Here is a 19,066-nt window from a genome sequence, read left to right as displayed (position 1 = left end):
GATAACAAAACCCCGGAAGATTATCCGGGGTTTTTTACAGCAGCCAGACCACGTTATCCAGAACGATCAGCGCGATCTCACGCCCGGTCCTGAGACGATGCAGCAGCAGCAGGGCGGCCCGCTTCAACCATTGCCTGCCATTGCTGATAGCTGGGGCGGCTCTGGATTTTTGCATACCACGCTTTCAGGGCGCGACACTCGTCAGGAACAGCAAGATTCACCAAAGCCGCGAAAATCATTCCGCCGGTTACGGCGATATCCGCCATCGAAAATGTATTGCCCGCGACATAAGGTTGTGAGCGTAAAACGCCGTCAAAGTAGTGCATCCCTCTGATGGCCTTTTCACGCATCTTCGCACCCCATTCCGGATTCTGATAGAGCTCCACCTCCGGCCCCAGTCCTGCTGTGGCATGATGGAAATAGACGCTGACCGCATCAAGAAATTCGATCTCAGCCCGTTTGGTCATCATATGGATAACGCCTTTTTCTGCCGGCGTGACGCCAGTCAGAACCGGATTCTCATCCAGCACATCGAGATATTGCGTAATGGCGGTGCATTCAGCGATCAGCGTTCCGTCATTCAGCGCTAAAACCGGCAGGGTTCCTGAATAATTGATCGCTAAAAATTCAGGTTTTTTATGCTCACCTTTCCACAGGTTGACCGGAATAAATGCGACCTCAGAAAGCAATCCCTTTTCCGCCAGGGCAATCCTGACCCGTGCAGGATAAGGGCCATCATACCAGTCATAAATCTTCATCGCGGGGAGTGACGGAACTGCAGATGCATTGTGGATATCAGTCATGATTAAGTTACCTACCTGTCAATTGGTAGGTTGATTGTGGTGCTGAACTTTCCTTATGTCAATCCCTGTCTACCAGTTGGCAGGTAAATATTTTCCCCTTATAATGCGTCTCCACCTCCTGAAGGAAAACTGAGTTATGAGCCTGAACGCGCGGGAAGCCATTCTGGCCGCAGCAAAAAGTGCTGCCCAGAATCATGGCTATAACGGGATTAATTTTCGCAGTATCGCTGACGAGGTAGGCATCAAGAATGCCAGTATCTATTATCACTTCGCCAGTAAGGCCAATCTGGGGGCCGCGGTTGCCAGCCGATACTGGCAGGATACGGCTGAGGATTTAAAGACTATACGCGAGCAAAGTGCCTCACCGGATGAAGCGTTGCAGCGCTATCCGCAGATTTTCCGCAAGTCGCTTGAAGATGCCAACCGGCTCTGTCTCTCCAGCTTTATGGCGGCGGAATATGAAGATCTGCCCGAGGAAGTGAAGCGTGAGGTTCAGTGTTTTGTCGATGCGAACGTCAAGTGGCTGACAGAGGTCCTTTGCGAAAAGTCGCCCGATAACGCGGAGAAAAATGCGCAGCGTGCGCTGGCAATTTACACCGCAGTTGCTGGCGCGCAGTTAATAGCCCGCACGCGCCAGGATATAACCATTTTTGATAACCTGATTGCGACCTATCAGGAGAGCGGCCTGATTCCGCTGTCACACTGAATTAAAACGACACCGCGCCTGAAAGAGATGCAGGCGTCAGCACTCAGAGCTTCAGGGCTATCAGTGAAAGCAGCAGTGAACATTCAGGGTTAAATTGCACTATGGCGCAAGCCGCCTGCCAGTTGTGTGAACACGTCGATCATCTTTGGCAGCGCCTTTTCCGGCTCGCTGCTGGAAGCGACCCACAGTGCGGCATTCAGCGCCGCGCTGTTCAGCAGATGAGCGGCGGCATCGGCGTCGACCGGCTTCATTATCCCGCTGTCGATAAGACGGGTAATCGTTTCACGCGTGGCTTCCAGGCAGCTGTTCTGGCTGGGCCATTGCGAGGGATCTCCCAGAAAAGCCGGGCCATCGCGCAGCACAATGCGTTGCACTTCGGCATCCATTGCCATGCGGATGTAGGCGATGCCTTCAGCCACCAGCTTTTCCCACGCATCGCTCACCCCAGACGCTGCCGCTTTAGCCTGCTGGGCCATTTCGCCATCAACCTGTGCGACGACCGCCGCAAGCAGCCCCTTTTTATCACCAAAATTGTGGTAGAGCGCCCCGCGTGTCAGACCTACGCTGGCCGTCAGTTCATCCATTGACGCAGCGGCAAAGCCTTTTTCGGCAAAGGCTTTGCGTGCTGCTGCAATCAGTTTTGCCCGGTTCTCTTCCATTGTTTCAGCGCGACGTTTAACGGCCATATACTCTCCTTTCACATACGCGAGGTATATTAATTGACATACTCGGCGTATGTGTGATTAATGTGACATACGCCGCGTATATTAAATCAAACTCGTGTGCGCTGCATCCTGCAATCCGCTAAAGGCTATTGAGGAAATTCTATGATCACCCGCGAACCCATTTTTCCTGCTAATCGTCACGCTCTCTATGAGCAACATGGTTATTCAGCGGCTATCCGCTCAGGCGATCTGCTGTTTGTCTCTGGTCAGGTGGGCAGCCGTGCCGACGGCACGCCGGAGCCCGATTTTGCTGCTCAGGTAGAACGGGCATTTGAGAATCTGGCGGCCACGCTCGCTGCGGCAGGGTGTACCTTTGACGATCTGATCGATGTCACCACATTTCACACCGATCCGGAGCATCAGTTCGAAACCATCATGCAGATAAAGCAGCGCGTTTTTCCGCAGCCTCCTTATCCTAACTGGACAGCGGTGGGTGTGACGTGGCTGGCGGGATTTGATTTTGAAATTAAGGTGATTGCGCGCATTCCCGATCAACGGGACCAACGGAGCCTGTCACAGAGTGCATAAAGCATGAGTGGCAATCTGCCTGTCAGGTACTTTACACCGGAGACGGGCGCTGCGATGACATGCCGGACGTTAAATAAGCTGGCATCACATACAGGGATGTCCCGCGCTGCATTTGCAAAACACTTTGGTCAGACGGTTGGAATTACGCCCATAGAATATCTGACGCAATGGAGGATGCCGCTCGCCAGCAATCATCTGCAAAATTCAGACGAGACGATTTCAGGCGTTTCTGCCGCGCTGGGATATGAGTCGGAGAGCGCCTTCAGAAAAGCATTTAAGCGTGTTACTGGCGCTCCACCAGGAAAGTTAACCCGTTCGAAAAAGTTTTGAAGGTTAATCGAAAACCCCATTAATTACGGCGGTCACGACAGCGGTGCTCAGGGCTATCAGCACAAGATCATCTCCGACGGCTCGCCATTCGTAACCAGGATAATAGGGCAGCTCATTTAGCATTGATGCTGGCAAACTTTTTTTGGCGATACCTGGAGGCAAAGGTTTACCACGCGCAACTTTTTTAGCTATTCCTGGCGGCAAAGACTGATAGCCTACAAGGCCATAATTGACGGCAAGGTTACGTGCAAGAGAGTAGTTGATATCTGACTCAACGTGATCGGGTCGTCCTGCGTTCTTACGATTTCCATGTTTGTCTTTCGGACCCGCATTACCATGCCCCTTGTTTCCGTGCTCTCCGCTTTTGCCGTTATTACCCGGGTTTCCGCTATTACCATTACCCTGACCGCCACCACCGTTGCCGTTGCCCGGATTTGCGAAAACGGGCGCAGCAAGCACGGTACAAGATATCACCACCGCAAATGCGGCTTTTAAAGCGCGAGATTTGAGCATGTGATCTTTCCTTAATATTATTCAGTAATCTGAATCAGAAAATATAAAGCGATGTAAGGAGGTAACATGAGCTCAACCTCTTCACATTATGATGTCACCTGTTAGTTATTACCCAGCATTAAACGGCCGACAACCACATAGCAACCTTAAGAATTATCTCAAACCAATCAAAGAAAAGCTGTACGATGTTTTGATATTTCGTATAAATTTTATGCTGAAGCCCTTGCTAACAATAGATAAATTTTCGGCTTTAAGCGAGGCGGAATACATTTTCGTTATTTTTATGCTGCTGTAATGCATTGTTTATACTTGCGATTACCTGACATTACTACAACGCTTAATAACTCTGCTACGTAAGGTACTTTAAGCGAGACAGAAACCATGTCGACTCATGAGACGGAGCAGGTAATTGTGAGCAGAACTTTTCTGATATCGGTCTTCCCATAATATTCAGGATTACAAAATGAAAAATAATAAAAGCTATAAAGGATGGCTGGCTATATCAGCCGTCGTCGTTCTGTGCAGCACTGCCACCGTACAGGCTGAGACGCAGACAAGCGCCCCGCAGGGCGGGAATACACCGCAGACCGTAAAGAGTGACAAGCTCAGCCCTGGTGATGAAAAAGCACTGAAGGATATGGCGCAGGCCAATATCAATGAAATTGCCGCCGCCAAAATTGCGCTGAACAAAACACAAAGCGTAGAAGTTAAAACCTTTGCACAGAAGATGGTCGAAGATCATGGCAGTGCCCTGACAAAAGTTCAGGCGGTTGCTAAGCAAAAAGAGGTGACATTACCGACTGCGCCAGACGCTAAACATAAGGCCATGGCCGACAAGCTGGAAAAGCAGAGCGGCGGTGCCTTTGACAAAATGTATATGGAAAATGCCGGAATAATGGATCATAAGATGGTGCTGTCGACGCTGAAGAGTGACGCGACGAAGATAAAGGATCCGGATGTAAAGGCGCTGGCCGACGCGCATACCCCTGTTGTAGAACAGCATCTGAAATCCGCCCAGCACATGGCGATGTAACCGGGCTGGCCGGTTCCGAATTATCCGCAAGCGCTGTTACGGGATCATCGGGACCAGCCAGAAACGACATAATCCACCATCGGCTGGAGTTTCTTTCTCGTTACGCCAGTCTTGGCCTGAACAGCCATGCCCTGCGCTCAGCCACATCGGTATAACTGGGTTGAAATGCGAGCTTCAGGAGCCATCAAGCCCCAGCGTTTCACGACGCAGGAAGGCCCAGTCAATCAGAGCAGTCATTGATGGCCCAAGCGCTTTTCCCAGATCGGTAAGTGAGTACTCAACACGCGGAGGGACTTCGGGATAAACCGTGCGAGTCACGATGCCATCCTGTTCCAGTTGCTTAAGCTGCTGGATCAGCATTTTTTGATTTACGCCCTCAATCCGGCGCTCCAGCTCGGAAAAGCGCAGCGGGCCTTTAGCGGCGAAAAGCTGACAGATAATAATTGTCTTCCATTTACCTTCAATAATCTTCAGCGCTTCGGTGGTAGCCTTAGCCCACACCAGTCGCTGCTCCGGAATATCACAACGCCAGTCTCTTTCCATACTTACCTTCAGGTTAGTAACCCACTATTTTGTCGGTTCTTGTTGTTTATTCAGTGAATATATAGGGTATCTCACTTCAACACAGAATCAGGAGCGAAATATGAAAATCGGCGTAATTGGCACAGGTAATATCGGTGGTACCCTGGCACGGAAGCTCAGTGAAGCGGGGCACAAGGTAAAAATCGCTAATTCACGCGGAGTTGATGGCGTGCGTGGTTTTGCGGGTGAAATTAATGCAGAACCCACAGACATCAGGGGAGCGGTTACAGACGTCGAAGCCGTGATTCTCTCCATTCCGCTGCCGGCACTTAGCAGCCTGCCTGATGGGCTTTTCGATCACCTGCCACCCCATGTCCCGGTGATCGACACCAGCAATTACTATCCTGGCCTGCGTGACGCACCGATTACTGCACTGGATAATGGGCAGACCGAAAGCGAATGGGTTCAGGAGCAAATCGGACACCCTGTGGTTAAAGCTTTTAATAACATCCTTGCCGACTCGCTCGCCGATCTGGGCCAGCCGCAGGGAAGTCGGGGTCGTCTGGCGGTTGCCGTAGCGGGAGATCATCCTGAAGCAGTGCAGACGGCCATGTCACTGGTTAACGACACCGGTTTTGATCCTGTGTTCTCTGGGACTATCGCTGAATCATGGCGTCAGCAGCCCTGCACACCTTGTTACTGCTGTGACTGGGAAGCGCCCGTGATGCTGCGAGCTCTGCCGTTGGCCAGAAAGGGCGAAGGGCTGACCCGGCTGCCACAGCTTTATGCCAGTTTCGCGACGCTGGGTGATGCACCCTCTCATCAGGATATTATCGAAAACAATCGTGCCATAAACTGGCCGGTTTAAATCGTCCGGGAAGGATAATCTGTCTGTATTGAAGTTCTGGATAAAGATTGTTCTGAGAATATTTTTGCATAGTGGCTCTGGCTCAGGCATCTGGTCCACGGTATTGCTCTGCAGGCTTGTCCTTAAGCCTGAGAGATCCAGATTACTCTCCGGGGAGTGTGCTAATAAAGTCACGATAGGTATGCAGTGGGCGGCCAGGCAGGGTGACCAGACGTTCCCGGTCGCCCTCTTGTGGAATCATCCCATCACTGACGTAACGTTCAGCCATCAGCCGCATTTCATACGCCATCCAGCGCGGCATAAACTCCGCCATATTGGCTTCGAATGCATCCGGATTATCTCCTCCATAAATTACCGGACGGCCCAGAAGCTGTTGCCAGGCTGCTGCTGCCTCTTCTCCGTTTAGCGTATCTGGCCCCACGAGATTGAGCGTTTCGACCGGTAATTCTTCGCTGGCCTGGTCGCGCCTTATCAGTTCAATTGCCGCTACTTCAGCAATATTCCGTGTTTCGATGATTACAGTTACGGATTATCAGACCTCTTTACGGCCCAGATAACGCTCTTTCATCAGTGACAGTTTTATGCCGATATCCAGCGCCGGCGATGGCGGCATAAAACTGGCCTTACCCAGCGACAGCATATCCGCAATATATGGGTTGTCCTGTTTCATCATGAAATCCGCCAGCAGACTGCCCGCCACTGTCTGTTTTGAAACGCCTGCGCCGTTACAGCCACCTGCCGTACAGATAAATTTGTTCAGCATGCCCCATTCAGGCGCGCCGTTTCGCGTTACGCCGATGGTGCCGGACCAGGTGTGGGTTATCTTCACACTGCCCAGGGTCGGATAGACTTTATGAAATAAGCGCTGATGCAGTTGGGTCGCCTGCCAGGTCTGCGCGACATTCACCTGACCGTTGAGTGCGGGTATCACGTGCTGGCGAATCAGGAAACGGCGGTCTGAGGTAAAACGGAAGGTTGCACCGGCAATCGCATTAACCGGCGTAAGCCCCCAACTCTGCATAGGAGGCAGGGTGGCCAGTTGTTCATCCGTCAGCGGATCGGTAATGCTTGCAAAGGTCGCCATTGCAGCCTGACGCGAAAGTCCTGGTCGCAACTCGGGCGATAATGCATTGGTGGCCAGCATCACCTTTGGCGTTTTGATGATGCCAAACGGTGTCAGCACTTCAGCCACGCTGCCGTAGCGAATCCCCAGCACTGGCGTATTATCGAAGCGTTGAATATTTTCAGGTAAAGAGTGTTTTAGCCCGGCGATCAACTGCGCCGGATTAACCAGCACACAGCCAGGTGTATATATACCTTTGCTGTAAAAGCGCGTGCCGAGTTTAAGGTAAAGCTCCTCGCTGTCTGACATCTGCCATGGCTCATCCATTAAATCGAGCTGGCTGGTGTACTCTTTTAAAATACGATCACTGCCACGTTCAGCCTGGCAGTGATATTTACCGACCTGTTCCCAGTCGCAATGAAGATGATGCTGAGAAATAACCTGCTCCAGCTGACGAATGCCTTCCTGAAGCAGGTTACGGTAAGCGTTGGCCTTTTTTAATTCAGCGGTCGAACTGCCAATATTATGAGGCAGACCGATAACAAACCCGGAATTACGTGCCGATGCGCTTTCCCGTGTGCTGTGCGCGTCGACGATGATAATTTTCAGGCCAGGATTGATTTCAGCCAGGCGGCGCGCAAAGGCAACACCTGAAAATCCCGCGCCGACGATAACCCAGTCGGCAGTGATATCCTCTCGCAGCTTGGGCTGCGGCGTAAAACAATGCTCACCCGCAGGCCAGCCCAGTTGATTGTGATTAAATGGTATCGATGCGTAGCGCAATTCCCTGTGCCTTCTCTGAAAAAATAAAAGAAATTTATAAGTGAAAGCGGGATATCTATGCCAGCGGTAATCTGACTATTGTTGATTTCAGACAAGTAAAATTCAGGTGGATGATTTTTGAGTTAACAACCAAAGGTGGCGCGAATTTTCGAAGAAGAGATTATAACGCGACTATTATGGGTTTTATTGGCTAGCGCCAAAGACCGAAACCAGTGATCTGCAAAGCGGTATTCATAAAGCGCGAGCAGGGAAGAGCGAAACGGAACAGGTCGCGCTGTTAACTGGCAATTTCGAGTAGGAATCAGCCCCTGAAACGGATAACTGTAGGGCATCAAAGCGTTTTATAGATTTCAGCAATGACCTGCATCGTTGCCTCTTCTATAGTTCCTTCATTGCGACATAAAAACCAGCCGTGGTTAGTCATCTCCTGCTCGAACGCTCTGGTGCAAGCGACATGCTCTTCCAGCCTGTGAATCACTGTACTCCCCAGCCCACGCGATCGTGCCGCGGCTCGTTCCCATGAAACTTCAGGTGCCGTGACCACCCCGACATGCAGATCTGGCGCTCGCACATTGAGCTTAATGTTTCGCTGCAAAATCTCTGCAAAGGGCACCATCCGCCGAAATGCGGCATCAGACGGATACCAGCGATCCATCAGGATAATGCAGTTCCCGGGCTGATTAGTGAGTACATTCTGTGAAATCCAGGCTCGGCTAACGGCAAAACGTTCACAAATTTCCCGTTCAAGATCCACTGAGGGATTTCTGGCGAGCCTGTTAACCAGCGCCATTGTTTCCGCCCTGAAGGGATCGCTTTTTTGCTCGCTAAGTCGAATCACCTTCCTGTTATCTGCTCTTAGCACTTGCGTAATGGACTCCAGCAGAGTGGTTTTACCGGTTCCCTTGGGCCCATCCAGAGAAACAAACAGCTGACGACTCATGCCTGGAATGAGAAGTGAGGAAAGATTTTTGTGAATCGTGCATCCGGTAAAAACATCTTATTTTCCTGGTTTAATAGCTGAAGTTACATCGTTCTCTGTAGCAGTATGGCATGTCAGCGTGAGCATGATTTTAAACAAACACTGATAAACACGCTGGTAACGGTTCTGACTCACGAGTTTATAGAACAGGATGTTAATCAGATAAGCTTAATAGTTGAGGCCTGTGCGGTGTAGTTTAAGGGAAGCGTCTGGAAAACGGAAAAGATCGTGCCTGTTCTGCCATTTACCCATTCAAACGCATGTCCTTAATCGCAATAACGAGCCCTCAAAGGCAATCCTCCGGTACGTGCAGGAATCTGGCGAGTAGAAATTATCTATATTATGCTCATAAGCCCTTGTTAAATTGATCCTAATCCAATCCTGCCTAAGGTGGTTAAATGTCTGACGAAAGGGAAATCAAACTGGAGACTGCTTTAAAACTGGCGGCCGATCATCCAGCAGAACGACCTGAGTTTTACCGGGTACTGTTAGATTCATCTCTTTACGTCCTGGGTAGTTCCGGAGGGGCAACGGGTGATGGTGAGGTCGAACTAAAGGCGGGTGAGAATATCTCGATTCAGCACTGGGAAAAACCGGATGGAACGCCTGTCATTCCGGTATTCAGCTCGCTTGCCACCCTGCAGCGCGCCATCAGCCAGGAAAGTAAATACATGAAGTTGCCTGCCAGAGCCTTTTTTGAAATGACGCGGGGAGAGGGTGTGTTTCTTAATCCCAGGTCGGATTACGGAAAGGAGTTTGTGCCGGAAGAAATAGAAGCCATGCTGGCGGAAGGAACGGGTCGCCTGCCGCAGACAAGGGTGGTTGAGGAAGAAACACAGGTATTAGTGGGAGTACCTGCCGTTGTTCCGGACAGGCTTCTGAAAGAGTTATCAGCCTGGTTTGCAAAATGTCCCGGGGTCAGCCGTGCATTCCTGGTTTTAATGCACGACCCGTCAGTCGATGATAAACCGCATTATCTGGTGGGGGTGGAAATGAGCGGTGATGTGCAAGAGGTGATGCGTGGTGCGGGTCTTGTCGCAGCGGATACCTCTCCGGATGGGCAGGCGGTGGATCTGATGCGCCTTGGCCAGAACGACAAAGGTCTGGACTCACATATCAGGTCGCAGTTTACGCCATTCTATGTTCGGAGCATGAAGCAAAAACTAAAGGGCATGTTTGGACGCTGAGCGCTGAACGGCTTCTGAATGTTGTCTTGTAACCAGCGTAGTAAATCGGGGGTGACTTTGATCTCCGGTTTCAACAGTGCCAGTGATAGTGACTGAAATACGTGATCCAGGGCGGATTTATCTATGTCCGCTATGAGTGAGAAGGGGACTTTATGCTTCGGGCTTAATGAGGCGTAACAGAGCGGCCCTGCACATGCGCCTCGTCTATCTGAGTACGTGCGTGAAAGCTCACGCATCAAAGGCTCAGGCCTCGTTAAACCCCTCAATTCGTAAAAATTCTTATCAGCAGTTACCGATCACCGGGTAAATGAAAATCAAAAAGACCCACATTAATTGACGATTAGTGCGCTTAAGCACAGGATAATCCCTTTATAACTATACGGTGATTAAACAACATTAATCTTTCTTAATACATTCAAGTATCTTTACTATTTGCGTGAAAATTGCACTCTTTCCACAGTGTTACAAAGTTGTTTTTCCCTCCGCATTCAGCCCGTTTATAACTTTATGGCGGTAACAAAAATAATACCGTTTATAAAAGATTCTTAAGAGGGATGAATATGAAAACACTGACAAGAAGACATTTTATGGCTTTTGCTGCAGGAGGAACGGTCGCGCTTGCGGCGGGTCAGGCCATGGCACATGACAACGGCGTAAAGACGTTTCCGGCAGGGAGCGGAGGACGAGATCCCGGACCACATGATCCTATTCGTGAGGCTGAAAGTCCGGACATCGTAAATCCGCCCGTTACCGACAGCGGAACGCTGCCAAACCTTCACTTTTCTTTCAGTGATGCGCACGTACGCAAGGGAAGCGGTGGCTGGACGCGTCAGGTGACGCAGCGGGAGCTGGGCATATCTACGACGATTGCGGGTGTGGACATGCGCCTCAATGCCGGAGGTATTCGCGAACTGCACTGGCATAAAGAGGGGGAGTGGGCTTACATGACTTATGGCAACGCGCGGATTACCGCTTTTGACGCCAGCGGAGGATGGTTTGTTGATGATATCGCTGCAGGTGACCTATGGTATTTTCCGCCCGGTATTCCCCATTCGATTCAGGGTCTCGGTCCCGACGGCTGTGAATTTTTACTGGCTTTTGACGACGGAAATTTTGATGAGGATAGCACTTTTCTGCTGTCAGACTGGTTCAGGCATATTCCCCCGGAAATTCTCGCCAAAAACTTCAGGGTTCCGGTATCTTCATTTTCTCACCTGCCTTCACCTGATGATGAGTACATTTTTGCCGGCAACGTTCCGGGCAGCCTGGAATCAGACAGTATAAAAGGCGGGGTGAAGTCGAAAATCCGCTTTACCCACAAGATGCTGGCTCAGGATCCGGTCCGCGCGCCGGGAGGAACCGTCAGGATTACGGATTCATCCAATTTTCCGGTTTCAAAAACGATTGCTGCCGCACTGGTAGAAATTGAGCCAGGCGGACTGCGCGAGCTGCACTGGCATCCTAACAATGATGAATGGCAGTATTACCTTGAAGGAGAGGGACGGATGGGGGTCTTTGCATCATCCGGTCAGGCAAGGACTTTTGACTACCGCGCCGGCGATGTGGGATATGTTCCTTTTGCTATGGGACACTACATCGAAAACACCGGTAAGGGACCACTGCGTTTTCTTGAGCTTTTTAAAAGTGATTACTATGCCGATATTTCGCTTAACCAGTGGCTCGCCAGTACACCACCTGAACTTGTCCGGCAACACCTGCATCTGGATGAAGAGTTTATGAACATGCTTTCACTTAAAAAGAACCCGGTGGTGAAGTAACTGGCTCAGTCGTTACTTGATTAATAAGGATTGACGCTGACCTATTCCTGTTTAAATTAAAGTGTCCGCTTTTAGCATAAAGCGGACACTTATATCGGTAATGCAATATCTCACCTGCCACTTAAAATGGTGCAATAGCATCAGCATTGCTCTTACAGGGATGGGGAAGTCGTTACTAAACTGAGACAGCAGGGCAGTTAAATCATCAGGAAGCATCTGCTATTAACAGGGGACATTTCCAGATTTTACCTGGTAGCCAGACATGAAAACGAAGTTTAGCTTATGTCTATCCAGCATCAACTATTCACTTTTCCTGACGATACGTCGTTGAAGTCAGTAAAGGTTAATTGAGCCGATGCCCGGACTCTTGCAAAGAATGGTACTTTTTATTTTGCCAGCAGAAATAATCTGTTTTCAAAAACGAATATTTAATCTGGCTCTGGTTATGCCCTTTATTGTTGCTACGAATTGCGTTTAATGCGTTGAGTGCCGGCTCTGCCTCAGCACCTTTATTGGCGCTGGCCGTTGCGTGCCTGAAATAAGTAAAGCGTCGCTTTATTTCCAACGGCATTGCCTACTTAATAACTGGTATATAAGGAGATTTCCATGGCATTTTCAGGAACGGGCCGCGCCACGGTCATATCGCTGAAAAGCGGTCACCCATTGTCTCAGTCCACTGAAGGAAAATCACAATCTATTCTGAGCGAACCCGCTCTTATCACGCTGCAAAGCTCACCTTCTCAGATTTCTTCTTTTCAGAAACAGGGTGACGATCTCATTCTTAACCTGCACGAGAGCGATACGCTTCGCTATCAGAATTTCTTTACTGAGGTTGCAGGCCAGCAGAGTAAAATGCTTTTCCAGCAGGGAAGTTTATTTCAGGAGGCACAGTTCAGCACAGACGTTTCCGGCGATGCTCAGACTGTCACCACGCTGACACCTGTCTGGCAATCTCCAGCTTCTGCAACATCTCCAATGCCATTCCCTGCCAGTTCAGAGTCAGATCCCGCGTTATCAGTGGTAGAGTCTTCCCAAAGCCAGATTCTGATCCCGTCAGGCACGCCGTTAAACGGAGCAGCTGTCGCCCTGAGGGCGACGACCAGCGAAGCCGATTCAGCCATAACGCTTACGCCCCAGGTTGAGTCAGCAACAGCTTCAGATGCCCCCGCCACCTCCGACGCTATGAAGGCCAGCCCCATTCCATTACCGGCGCTGACTCTTGATCCGGTTACCGGCGACAATGCGGTCAGTTACCAGGAGGGGATATACGGGATTATCTTCACCGGCTCCGCCGCCCATCTCCCCTCCGGCACGCCGGTTGAACTGACCCTTGACGGCAGAACCTGGCAGGGCAGCGTCTACCAGGATCAGTGGCAGGTTCAGCTCTCTGACAGCGACGTGAAAACTATCAAGGATGGCAACTATACCATTCAGGTCAGTGCAACGGATCTGAATGGAAACAGTACCAGCCTCAGCCATAATCTGCTGCTGATTACCCACTACAACAGCAGCAACCCAAAAGTCACCGTTAACGACATCACACTGGCGGATGCGGTCCAGCATGACGGTCAGACCTGGTACGTTATCAGCGGCACGCTTGAAGCGCCGCTGCCGCTTAAGACTTTTGCGGTGCAGGTTTCTGATACCTTCCACTGGAATTATGCCGTGGTAGAGGCAGATGGCAGCTGGCGCGCGGAAATCAGCGCGTCGGAGCTTTCCCAGGGCGGCAACTTCCTGTCGTTTGGCGTGCTGGATGGTGCCGGAAACTGGTTTGAGCAGAGTGGCAATGTCACAGCCGACCTTATTACGCCCGTTGAAGGCGGCAATGGGGTTCCGCCGGTTATCGATGACAATCCAACGGATGGTGGCACGCCGATTCCGCCTGTCAGCACGCCCCCTTCTTTAACCATTAACAGTTTTACTGGTGACGGCGTGTTAAGCGCTGAGGAGAAGCTCTCCCCACAGACGTTCAGCGGCACCACAGCGAACCTCGCCGCAGAGAGCACGCTGACCATAATGCTGAACGGTCAGACCTATACCACAACGCCGGCCGCTGACGGCAGCTGGAGTGTTACCCTGCCGTCTGCCGATCTGCAGGTGCTGCCGGTAGGGTCTAACCACATCAGCGTAACCTTTGAAAACAGCGTTGGCGGTACGACCACCGCGAACAAAGTCATTACCGTAGAGGCGTCAGCACCGCCATCAGACGCTATCCCGCCACAGCCGACTATAGACACGCCGTTTGTCGACGGGTTTATGAACGCACATGAACGCTTCGAGCCTGTTACGCTGAGCGGCTCCACTGGTGTGACCGGGGCGGGCCAGAAGATCGATCTGACCGTAGATGGTGTTCACTATGCGGGCGCTGTGGACAGTCTGGGCAACTGGCTTGTCTCACTCTCCACCGGGCAGCTGATGGAAGCAGATTTAGCCGAGGGGAGTCATTCCGTTACGCTAACCGCCACCGATCGCTGGGGCCAGTCCGGTATCACGGAGACGACGTTTATTACCGATACGCAGGATCCTCTTGTCACGATTAATACCCTGGCAGGGGACGGGGTGATCGACAGTCATGAAATCAGCAGCCCGCTGGTGATCTCTGGCAGAGGCGAAGCCGGCAGCACGATTGAGGTTAGTTTTGGGGCCTCCCACTGGAGCGGCATCGTCGATCAAAATGGCCAGTGGCAGTTCTCAGTTCCCGCGGAAACGCTGCAGGGAATGGAGGAAGGGAGCTACCGTGCTATTGCTGAAACAACCGACGAAGCGGGCAACAAAGGTTATGCCTCAGCAGGCGTGCAAATCTTCGCTACTGAGGCGTTGCCGCAGCTGACCCTTGATCCAATCACCGGCGACAATGCGGTCAGTTACCAGGAGGGGATATACGGCATTATCTTCACCGGCTCCGCCGCCCATCTCCCCTCCGGCACGCCGGTTGAACTGACCCTTGACGGCAGAACCTGGCAGGGCAGCGTCTACCAGGATCAGTGGCAGGTTCAGCTCTCTGACAGCGACGTGAAAACTATCAAGGATGGCAACCACACCATTCAGGTCAGTGCAACGGATCTGAATGGAAACAGTACCAGCCTCAGCCAGAATCTGCTGCTGATTACCCACTACAACAGCAGCAACCCGAAAGTCACCGTTAACGACATTACGCTGGCGGATGCGGTACAGCATGACGGTCAGACCTGGTACGTTATCAGCGGCACGCTTGAAGCGCCGCTGCCGCTTAAGACTTTTGCGGTGCAGGTTTCTGATACTTTCCACTGGAATTATGCCGTGGTAGAGGCAGATGGCAGCTGGCGCGCGGAAATCAGCGCGTCGGAGCTTTCCCAGGGCGGCAACTTCCTGTCGTTTGGCGTGCTGGATGGCGCCGGAAACTGGTTTGAACAGAGTGGTCACGTCACAGCGGATCTGACTTCTCCGGTCAGTGATAACAGCGGCGATCCGTTGCCACCGGTCACCCCCGATAATCCCACCGATGGAAGCAATACTACGCCAGTGGTCGATATTCCAGGTCAGCCTGCACCTGAAATTGATACGCCATTTGGTGACGGCTGGCTGAACCGTGCGGAGAAAAAAGAGGGCTCGATGCTGACCGGCACAACGGGCGTCACCGGCAGCGGTCAGACGGTATCGGTGATTATTGGTGGTAAACCTCACAATGCGGCAGTAAGCGACGACGGTCACTGGAGCCTGTCACTGGCGCCGGGGACGATGAAAACAGGTTTCGGCAAGGGGCAGCATGACATTGTCGTGACTGCTAGCGACGCGGCTGGCCATACGGCTACGATAACGACCAGCTATCAGGTGGATGTCTGCGCACCCAAAATCGCTTTTACTCACCTCACAGAGGGGCAGCAAATCAACCTTGCCTCCAGCCATGATCAGCATGTATCAGGTACGGGTGAAGCCGGTGATATTGTTACTGTCAGGCCTGGCGACCACCAGTGGCAAACCAGTGTGACCAGCAAAGGCACGTGGGCCGTGCAGCTTGAAACGCTGGACGCACTCACGCCTGAACCGGGCGAGCACAGGATTACCGCAACTATTCGTGATGCTGCCGGAAACGTTAACCACGTTTCGCAAAACGTCGAGCTTTATATGGCCGAGCCGCAGCCGAAGCTGAGTATTGCAACCGCAGCGCAGGACAACCTGATCAATGCCACAACTGTGAACAGCAGCAACACAGAAGATGGCAGCAATTCGGAAAGCCATAGTGCTATCACACTGGAGCACGCGTCTCTTCATACTGATATGGCTGACAATCTCCATCTCTCTGGAACAGTAAACAGTGAAACGCTCTCGCTTTTATATTCAAATCTGCACACCAGCCTGAACGGTGCTGCCGATGACGATTCGTTTCAGCTGAATGGTGCGCATGAGGCGTTTGATTTTGCCACGCTTGGGCTGAGATCAGGCAACGCTGAGGTCATTAATCTGGGCGCTTTCAGCAGTAATAGCGTCAATCTGGGGCAAAAAGAGCCGTTGCCAATGAACGACAATGCGAGTGAGGCGCCGACGATAAAAGACGCGGACGGCAATGTGGTTACGCTAAGTAACATTGAAGGCGGCGTCTGGAGCGAGGATGGGCAGCGTATTAGTAACGGTCAGCAGTACGACCTGTATCACAATGCCTCTGCCAGCCATGAAGGTTCGCTGGCTGATATCCTGATGCAACATAATCTTCACTTACAACTGGCTTAAATCAGATGGCCGGGGCGGATTTTCTTCCCTGGCCATTTTCCGCAATTAAGATTGCCAGTGAAGCGCATACGAGTGCCCAGCGTAGCTATTCTCTAATGGCGTGCGAACCTACGCTGCCGGTATAGGGAAGACTGACGTCAGGCTAATTTCCGCTATGAGCGAAAAGCGGACATTATGGCCAGATAAAATTCTGCTATCCCAATACATTGATAACTACTAGTTATGTTGAACGATGCAGTTCAGATCTTTAGGTAAATATTCAAAAGCATAACCTGTTGAGAATCGATACTATATCTCGGTATCACTTTCTTAAGATGTTGATAGATGGGCGCGTGTAAACAGGAGAAGGATGATGATTTCAAAGGAAAATGCAGAGCATTATTTCTGGGGCGACAATTGCGATGGTTGGTATCTGGTAAACCGTCAGGATATGCTGGTTATTCATGAGAAAATGCCTGCCGGCACTTCTGAAAAGCGACACTTTCACTCCGTTTCCAGACAATTTTTCTTTGTTCTCGATGGTGTTCTTTCAATGGAACTGGAGGGTAAGATGCATAATATTAAAGCCCTGCAGGGGCTAGAAATTCCACCGGGGTCAAAACATCAAGCCAGAAACGACACTGAGTTTCCTGTAGAGTTTATTGTAATTTCGCACCCAACGACGCGAGGAGATCGTTCTGACCTTCCTTCATCCTGCTGACGAATTATGAACACCGCAATGGCGTGTCTTAAGGTAAGGACTGCGCGCCAGGTGTTAACTTAACTGATTATTTGCAACGCCTGCTTCAGGCACAAACCTGACCTGCATTCCGGTAGGTCCGCTATGAGCGAAAAGCGGAACATTAAAAATAATGACATTGCTCAGACCCCATGTCCGCAGCTTACTAAAGTGAAAATAAAATGAACAAAAGCAGTCTTAAAGCGTTTTCCCTGTTACGTGTTCTGACGTTGACGTGTGTGCCCATGTTTTTACTGGGTTGCGCCAGTGCACTTTGCCCTTTTGGCACCACCGAAGGCACGATTCCGGACTTGAAAAATAGTTACTGGAGATCCACTGAAAAAAAACCGGCTAAGGCCAATGAACAAGTCCTGGAGGAATGCACCCATGCTGCCGATGCTGAGGAGCAACGCCTTTCGCAGATCTATCTGCAGATGTGTAAAACCGGAAGTTTAACCGCAGAAAATCAACGCTTTGCACAGAGATTACTGGGCAATCCACTCTATTCTGGCTTGAAACCAGCAAAAGCCGTCCCCCAGCATCAATCAGATGATTCAGTTAAAGCTCAGCTGAAATGGTCGATGTCTTATAGCGATAATCCTCAGGAGTTCAAAGAAAATTGTGGCTCTTACATTGAAAATAACGCAGCGGAACGGTCCAGCACCATGCTGGGTTTAAAGGCGGGCCGTTACAAAGAGCAGGTTTTTAAACAGTGTATGGCAGAAAACCATATGGCGCTCATTGTACCAAGGGCTGAATTCAGTCAATGCAAGTTGATAGGGTGGTAATTTACTGGATGAGTAAAAGTAATTATGAGTACGCTCTTTGCATCTGTGGCACGGAAGATGCTATAGGTTTAATTTATACTATTATCTCCTGGGGTTTTTTAACGGCAAAGCCGATGTAAATGGGGTAAATAGAAAAGCGCTATCTTTATTCAGTGGCAAAATACTCCTCAGGTTGGGAATGATGTCATCTTTTTACAGCCTGAAGTGATCAGTCGCTTCTCAAATATGGCTTCACCAGACATGTTTATGTTTGCGTCATCCGAGCGTATTTATCTTTATACTCATAGTAAATTTTACGAAGTGGTTGAAGGGGAGGCAGGATTACAAAAGAAACTTGTCGAGATGGATAAACAGTATTTCGAGCAGAATCCATGATTATCTGGCAGGCAAAATGTGATCACGTGTTGTCACGTAAACATTATCTAATTAACATCCAGGTGAGTCTGTAATTAAAATTGCTCACATAGGGTTGGAAAACATGGGAATTCCGACACCCTGGACTCACCTGTTTCCATATGTCTGGTTGAAAAATGATACCATTAGCTCTTTTCATTAACGGCCCTACTGCACCGATCCTGATTGATATAATACGCATTAATCCCAGTAAACCAGATAAGCAAGTGCGGCAGCTGAACAGAAAGCATAGGGGCTTAAAAGCAAAATATCCGAATAAGGCGTTTCACATATCCTGATAACAGGCCCTGCCAGTACAACCAGCCACATGAAGAGCGCAGAGCAGACGATAAAAAAGCTCCCCTTCAGGGCAGCGTCAGGATAAAATCGCTTTGAAATCATCGCTAATGGCATGCCGATTATTATTGAGCCCATCGTGGTGCCAATAATACTCACCATAACAATGAAAAAATAAGTAAAAATTAAACCCACTACGGGTGTACTGCTTTTTCCCAAGGAAAGATAGGTTAAAACCAGTAATGAACCCACGACACTACTAAATATTGCTGATATCACAGATATCCTAATCCAGTTGTCGTCAATAGTGTTCGGCATAATTTTCTCTATGTCTGAGCAGCTATA

The 19,066-nt window shown here is 50.4% G+C and carries 17 protein-coding genes and 1 pseudogene; 10 read left to right on the top strand and 8 right to left on the bottom strand.

The features are described 5' to 3' along the window. Positions 1-77: 77 nt before the first annotated feature. The gene (locus ACX8ZY_RS22130; protein WP_187515327.1) at positions 78-758 is read right to left on the bottom strand and encodes a glutathione S-transferase; all 681 of its coding nucleotides are present in this window, start codon (positions 756-758) and stop codon (positions 78-80) included. A 181-nt stretch (positions 759-939) separates the two neighbouring features. On the opposite strand from ACX8ZY_RS22130, the gene ACX8ZY_RS22125 reads away from it, so the two are divergent. Then, positions 940-1,509: a TetR/AcrR family transcriptional regulator gene (locus tag ACX8ZY_RS22125; RefSeq protein WP_122459924.1), complete on the top strand. Its 570-nt coding sequence runs from the start codon at positions 940-942 to the stop codon at positions 1,507-1,509. A gap of 89 nt (positions 1,510-1,598) precedes the next feature. Here the strand turns inward: ACX8ZY_RS22125 and ACX8ZY_RS22120 are convergent, their stop codons facing one another. Continuing rightward, positions 1,599-2,195: a TetR/AcrR family transcriptional regulator gene (locus ACX8ZY_RS22120; RefSeq protein WP_010246771.1), complete on the bottom strand. Its 597-nt coding sequence runs from the start codon at positions 2,193-2,195 to the stop codon at positions 1,599-1,601. A gap of 141 nt (positions 2,196-2,336) precedes the next feature. On the opposite strand from ACX8ZY_RS22120, the gene ACX8ZY_RS22115 reads away from it, so the two are divergent. Continuing rightward, positions 2,337-2,762 (top strand): RidA family protein, encoded by a 426-nt coding sequence (locus ACX8ZY_RS22115; protein WP_033768711.1) that lies wholly within the window; start codon positions 2,337-2,339, stop codon positions 2,760-2,762. 3 nt (positions 2,763-2,765) lie between these two features. Then, positions 2,766-3,092 (top strand): helix-turn-helix domain-containing protein, encoded by a 327-nt coding sequence (locus tag ACX8ZY_RS22110; RefSeq protein ID WP_425021128.1) that lies wholly within the window; start codon positions 2,766-2,768, stop codon positions 3,090-3,092. Positions 3,093-3,095: 3 nt separating this feature from the next. On the opposite strand, the gene ACX8ZY_RS22105 is transcribed toward ACX8ZY_RS22110, so the two are convergent. Continuing rightward, positions 3,096-3,605 (bottom strand): anti-virulence regulator CigR family protein, encoded by a 510-nt coding sequence (locus ACX8ZY_RS22105; protein ID WP_062759038.1) that lies wholly within the window; start codon positions 3,603-3,605, stop codon positions 3,096-3,098. Between the two features lie 463 nt (positions 3,606-4,068). Here ACX8ZY_RS22105 and ACX8ZY_RS22100 point away from each other — a divergent pair, with 463 nt between their 5' ends. Beyond that, positions 4,069-4,638 carry a DUF4142 domain-containing protein gene (locus ACX8ZY_RS22100; protein WP_062759041.1) on the top strand — a complete coding sequence of 190 codons (570 nt, stop codon included), beginning with the start codon at positions 4,069-4,071 and terminating at the stop codon, positions 4,636-4,638. Positions 4,639-4,812: 174 nt separating this feature from the next. Here ACX8ZY_RS22100 and ACX8ZY_RS22095 read toward each other — a convergent pair whose 3' ends face one another. After that, the gene (locus ACX8ZY_RS22095) at positions 4,813-5,181 is read right to left on the bottom strand and encodes a winged helix-turn-helix transcriptional regulator (RefSeq protein ID WP_425021127.1); all 369 of its coding nucleotides are present in this window, start codon (positions 5,179-5,181) and stop codon (positions 4,813-4,815) included. Positions 5,182-5,281: 100 nt separating this feature from the next. Here ACX8ZY_RS22095 and ACX8ZY_RS22090 point away from each other — a divergent pair, with 100 nt between their 5' ends. Beyond that, positions 5,282-6,028: an NADPH-dependent F420 reductase gene (locus ACX8ZY_RS22090; RefSeq protein WP_187484568.1), complete on the top strand. Its 747-nt coding sequence runs from the start codon at positions 5,282-5,284 to the stop codon at positions 6,026-6,028. A gap of 142 nt (positions 6,029-6,170) precedes the next feature. On the opposite strand, the pseudogene ACX8ZY_RS22085 reads toward ACX8ZY_RS22090, so the two are convergent. From ACX8ZY_RS22085 to ACX8ZY_RS22075, 3 genes and pseudogenes are all read right to left on the bottom strand, one after another. Continuing rightward, positions 6,171-6,545: pseudogene (locus ACX8ZY_RS22085) on the bottom strand (NmrA/HSCARG family protein); the annotation flags it as partial. A 15-nt stretch (positions 6,546-6,560) separates the two neighbouring features. Then, positions 6,561-7,874, bottom strand: coding sequence for an NAD(P)/FAD-dependent oxidoreductase (locus ACX8ZY_RS22080; protein WP_425021126.1), 1,314 nt, complete (start codon positions 7,872-7,874; stop codon positions 6,561-6,563). Positions 7,875-8,205: 331 nt separating this feature from the next. Next, entirely contained in the window at positions 8,206-8,814 is a 609-nt protein-coding gene (locus ACX8ZY_RS22075; RefSeq protein ID WP_459261280.1) for a dTMP kinase, read from the bottom strand. A 437-nt stretch (positions 8,815-9,251) separates the two neighbouring features. On the opposite strand from ACX8ZY_RS22075, the gene ACX8ZY_RS22070 reads away from it, so the two are divergent. From ACX8ZY_RS22070 to ACX8ZY_RS22050, 5 genes are all read left to right on the top strand, one after another. Beyond that, positions 9,252-10,040: an enhanced serine sensitivity protein SseB C-terminal domain-containing protein gene (locus ACX8ZY_RS22070; RefSeq protein WP_010246741.1), complete on the top strand. Its 789-nt coding sequence runs from the start codon at positions 9,252-9,254 to the stop codon at positions 10,038-10,040. A gap of 560 nt (positions 10,041-10,600) precedes the next feature. Next, positions 10,601-11,818: a cupin domain-containing protein gene (locus ACX8ZY_RS22065; RefSeq protein ID WP_029519267.1), complete on the top strand. Its 1,218-nt coding sequence runs from the start codon at positions 10,601-10,603 to the stop codon at positions 11,816-11,818. Between the two features lie 606 nt (positions 11,819-12,424). Beyond that, entirely contained in the window at positions 12,425-16,525 is a 4,101-nt protein-coding gene (locus ACX8ZY_RS22060) for a BapA prefix-like domain-containing protein (RefSeq protein ID WP_459261278.1), read from the top strand. A 352-nt stretch (positions 16,526-16,877) separates the two neighbouring features. After that, positions 16,878-17,225: a cupin domain-containing protein gene (locus ACX8ZY_RS22055; RefSeq protein ID WP_033761129.1), complete on the top strand. Its 348-nt coding sequence runs from the start codon at positions 16,878-16,880 to the stop codon at positions 17,223-17,225. A gap of 200 nt (positions 17,226-17,425) precedes the next feature. Continuing rightward, on the top strand, positions 17,426-18,031 hold the full coding sequence (locus tag ACX8ZY_RS22050; protein WP_158132197.1) for a hypothetical protein: 606 nt from the start codon (positions 17,426-17,428) through the stop codon (positions 18,029-18,031). A gap of 594 nt (positions 18,032-18,625) precedes the next feature. On the opposite strand, the gene ACX8ZY_RS22045 is transcribed toward ACX8ZY_RS22050, so the two are convergent. Continuing rightward, complete coding sequence (locus tag ACX8ZY_RS22045; RefSeq protein ID WP_459261276.1) at positions 18,626-19,039, bottom strand: hypothetical protein; 414 nt, start codon at positions 19,037-19,039, stop codon at positions 18,626-18,628. Between the last annotated feature and the right edge of the window lie 27 nt (positions 19,040-19,066).

This window comes from Pantoea sp. XAF26B01_ASV70 (genome assembly GCF_054512635.1).
This window is presented reverse-complemented; position numbering and strand designations above follow the sequence as displayed.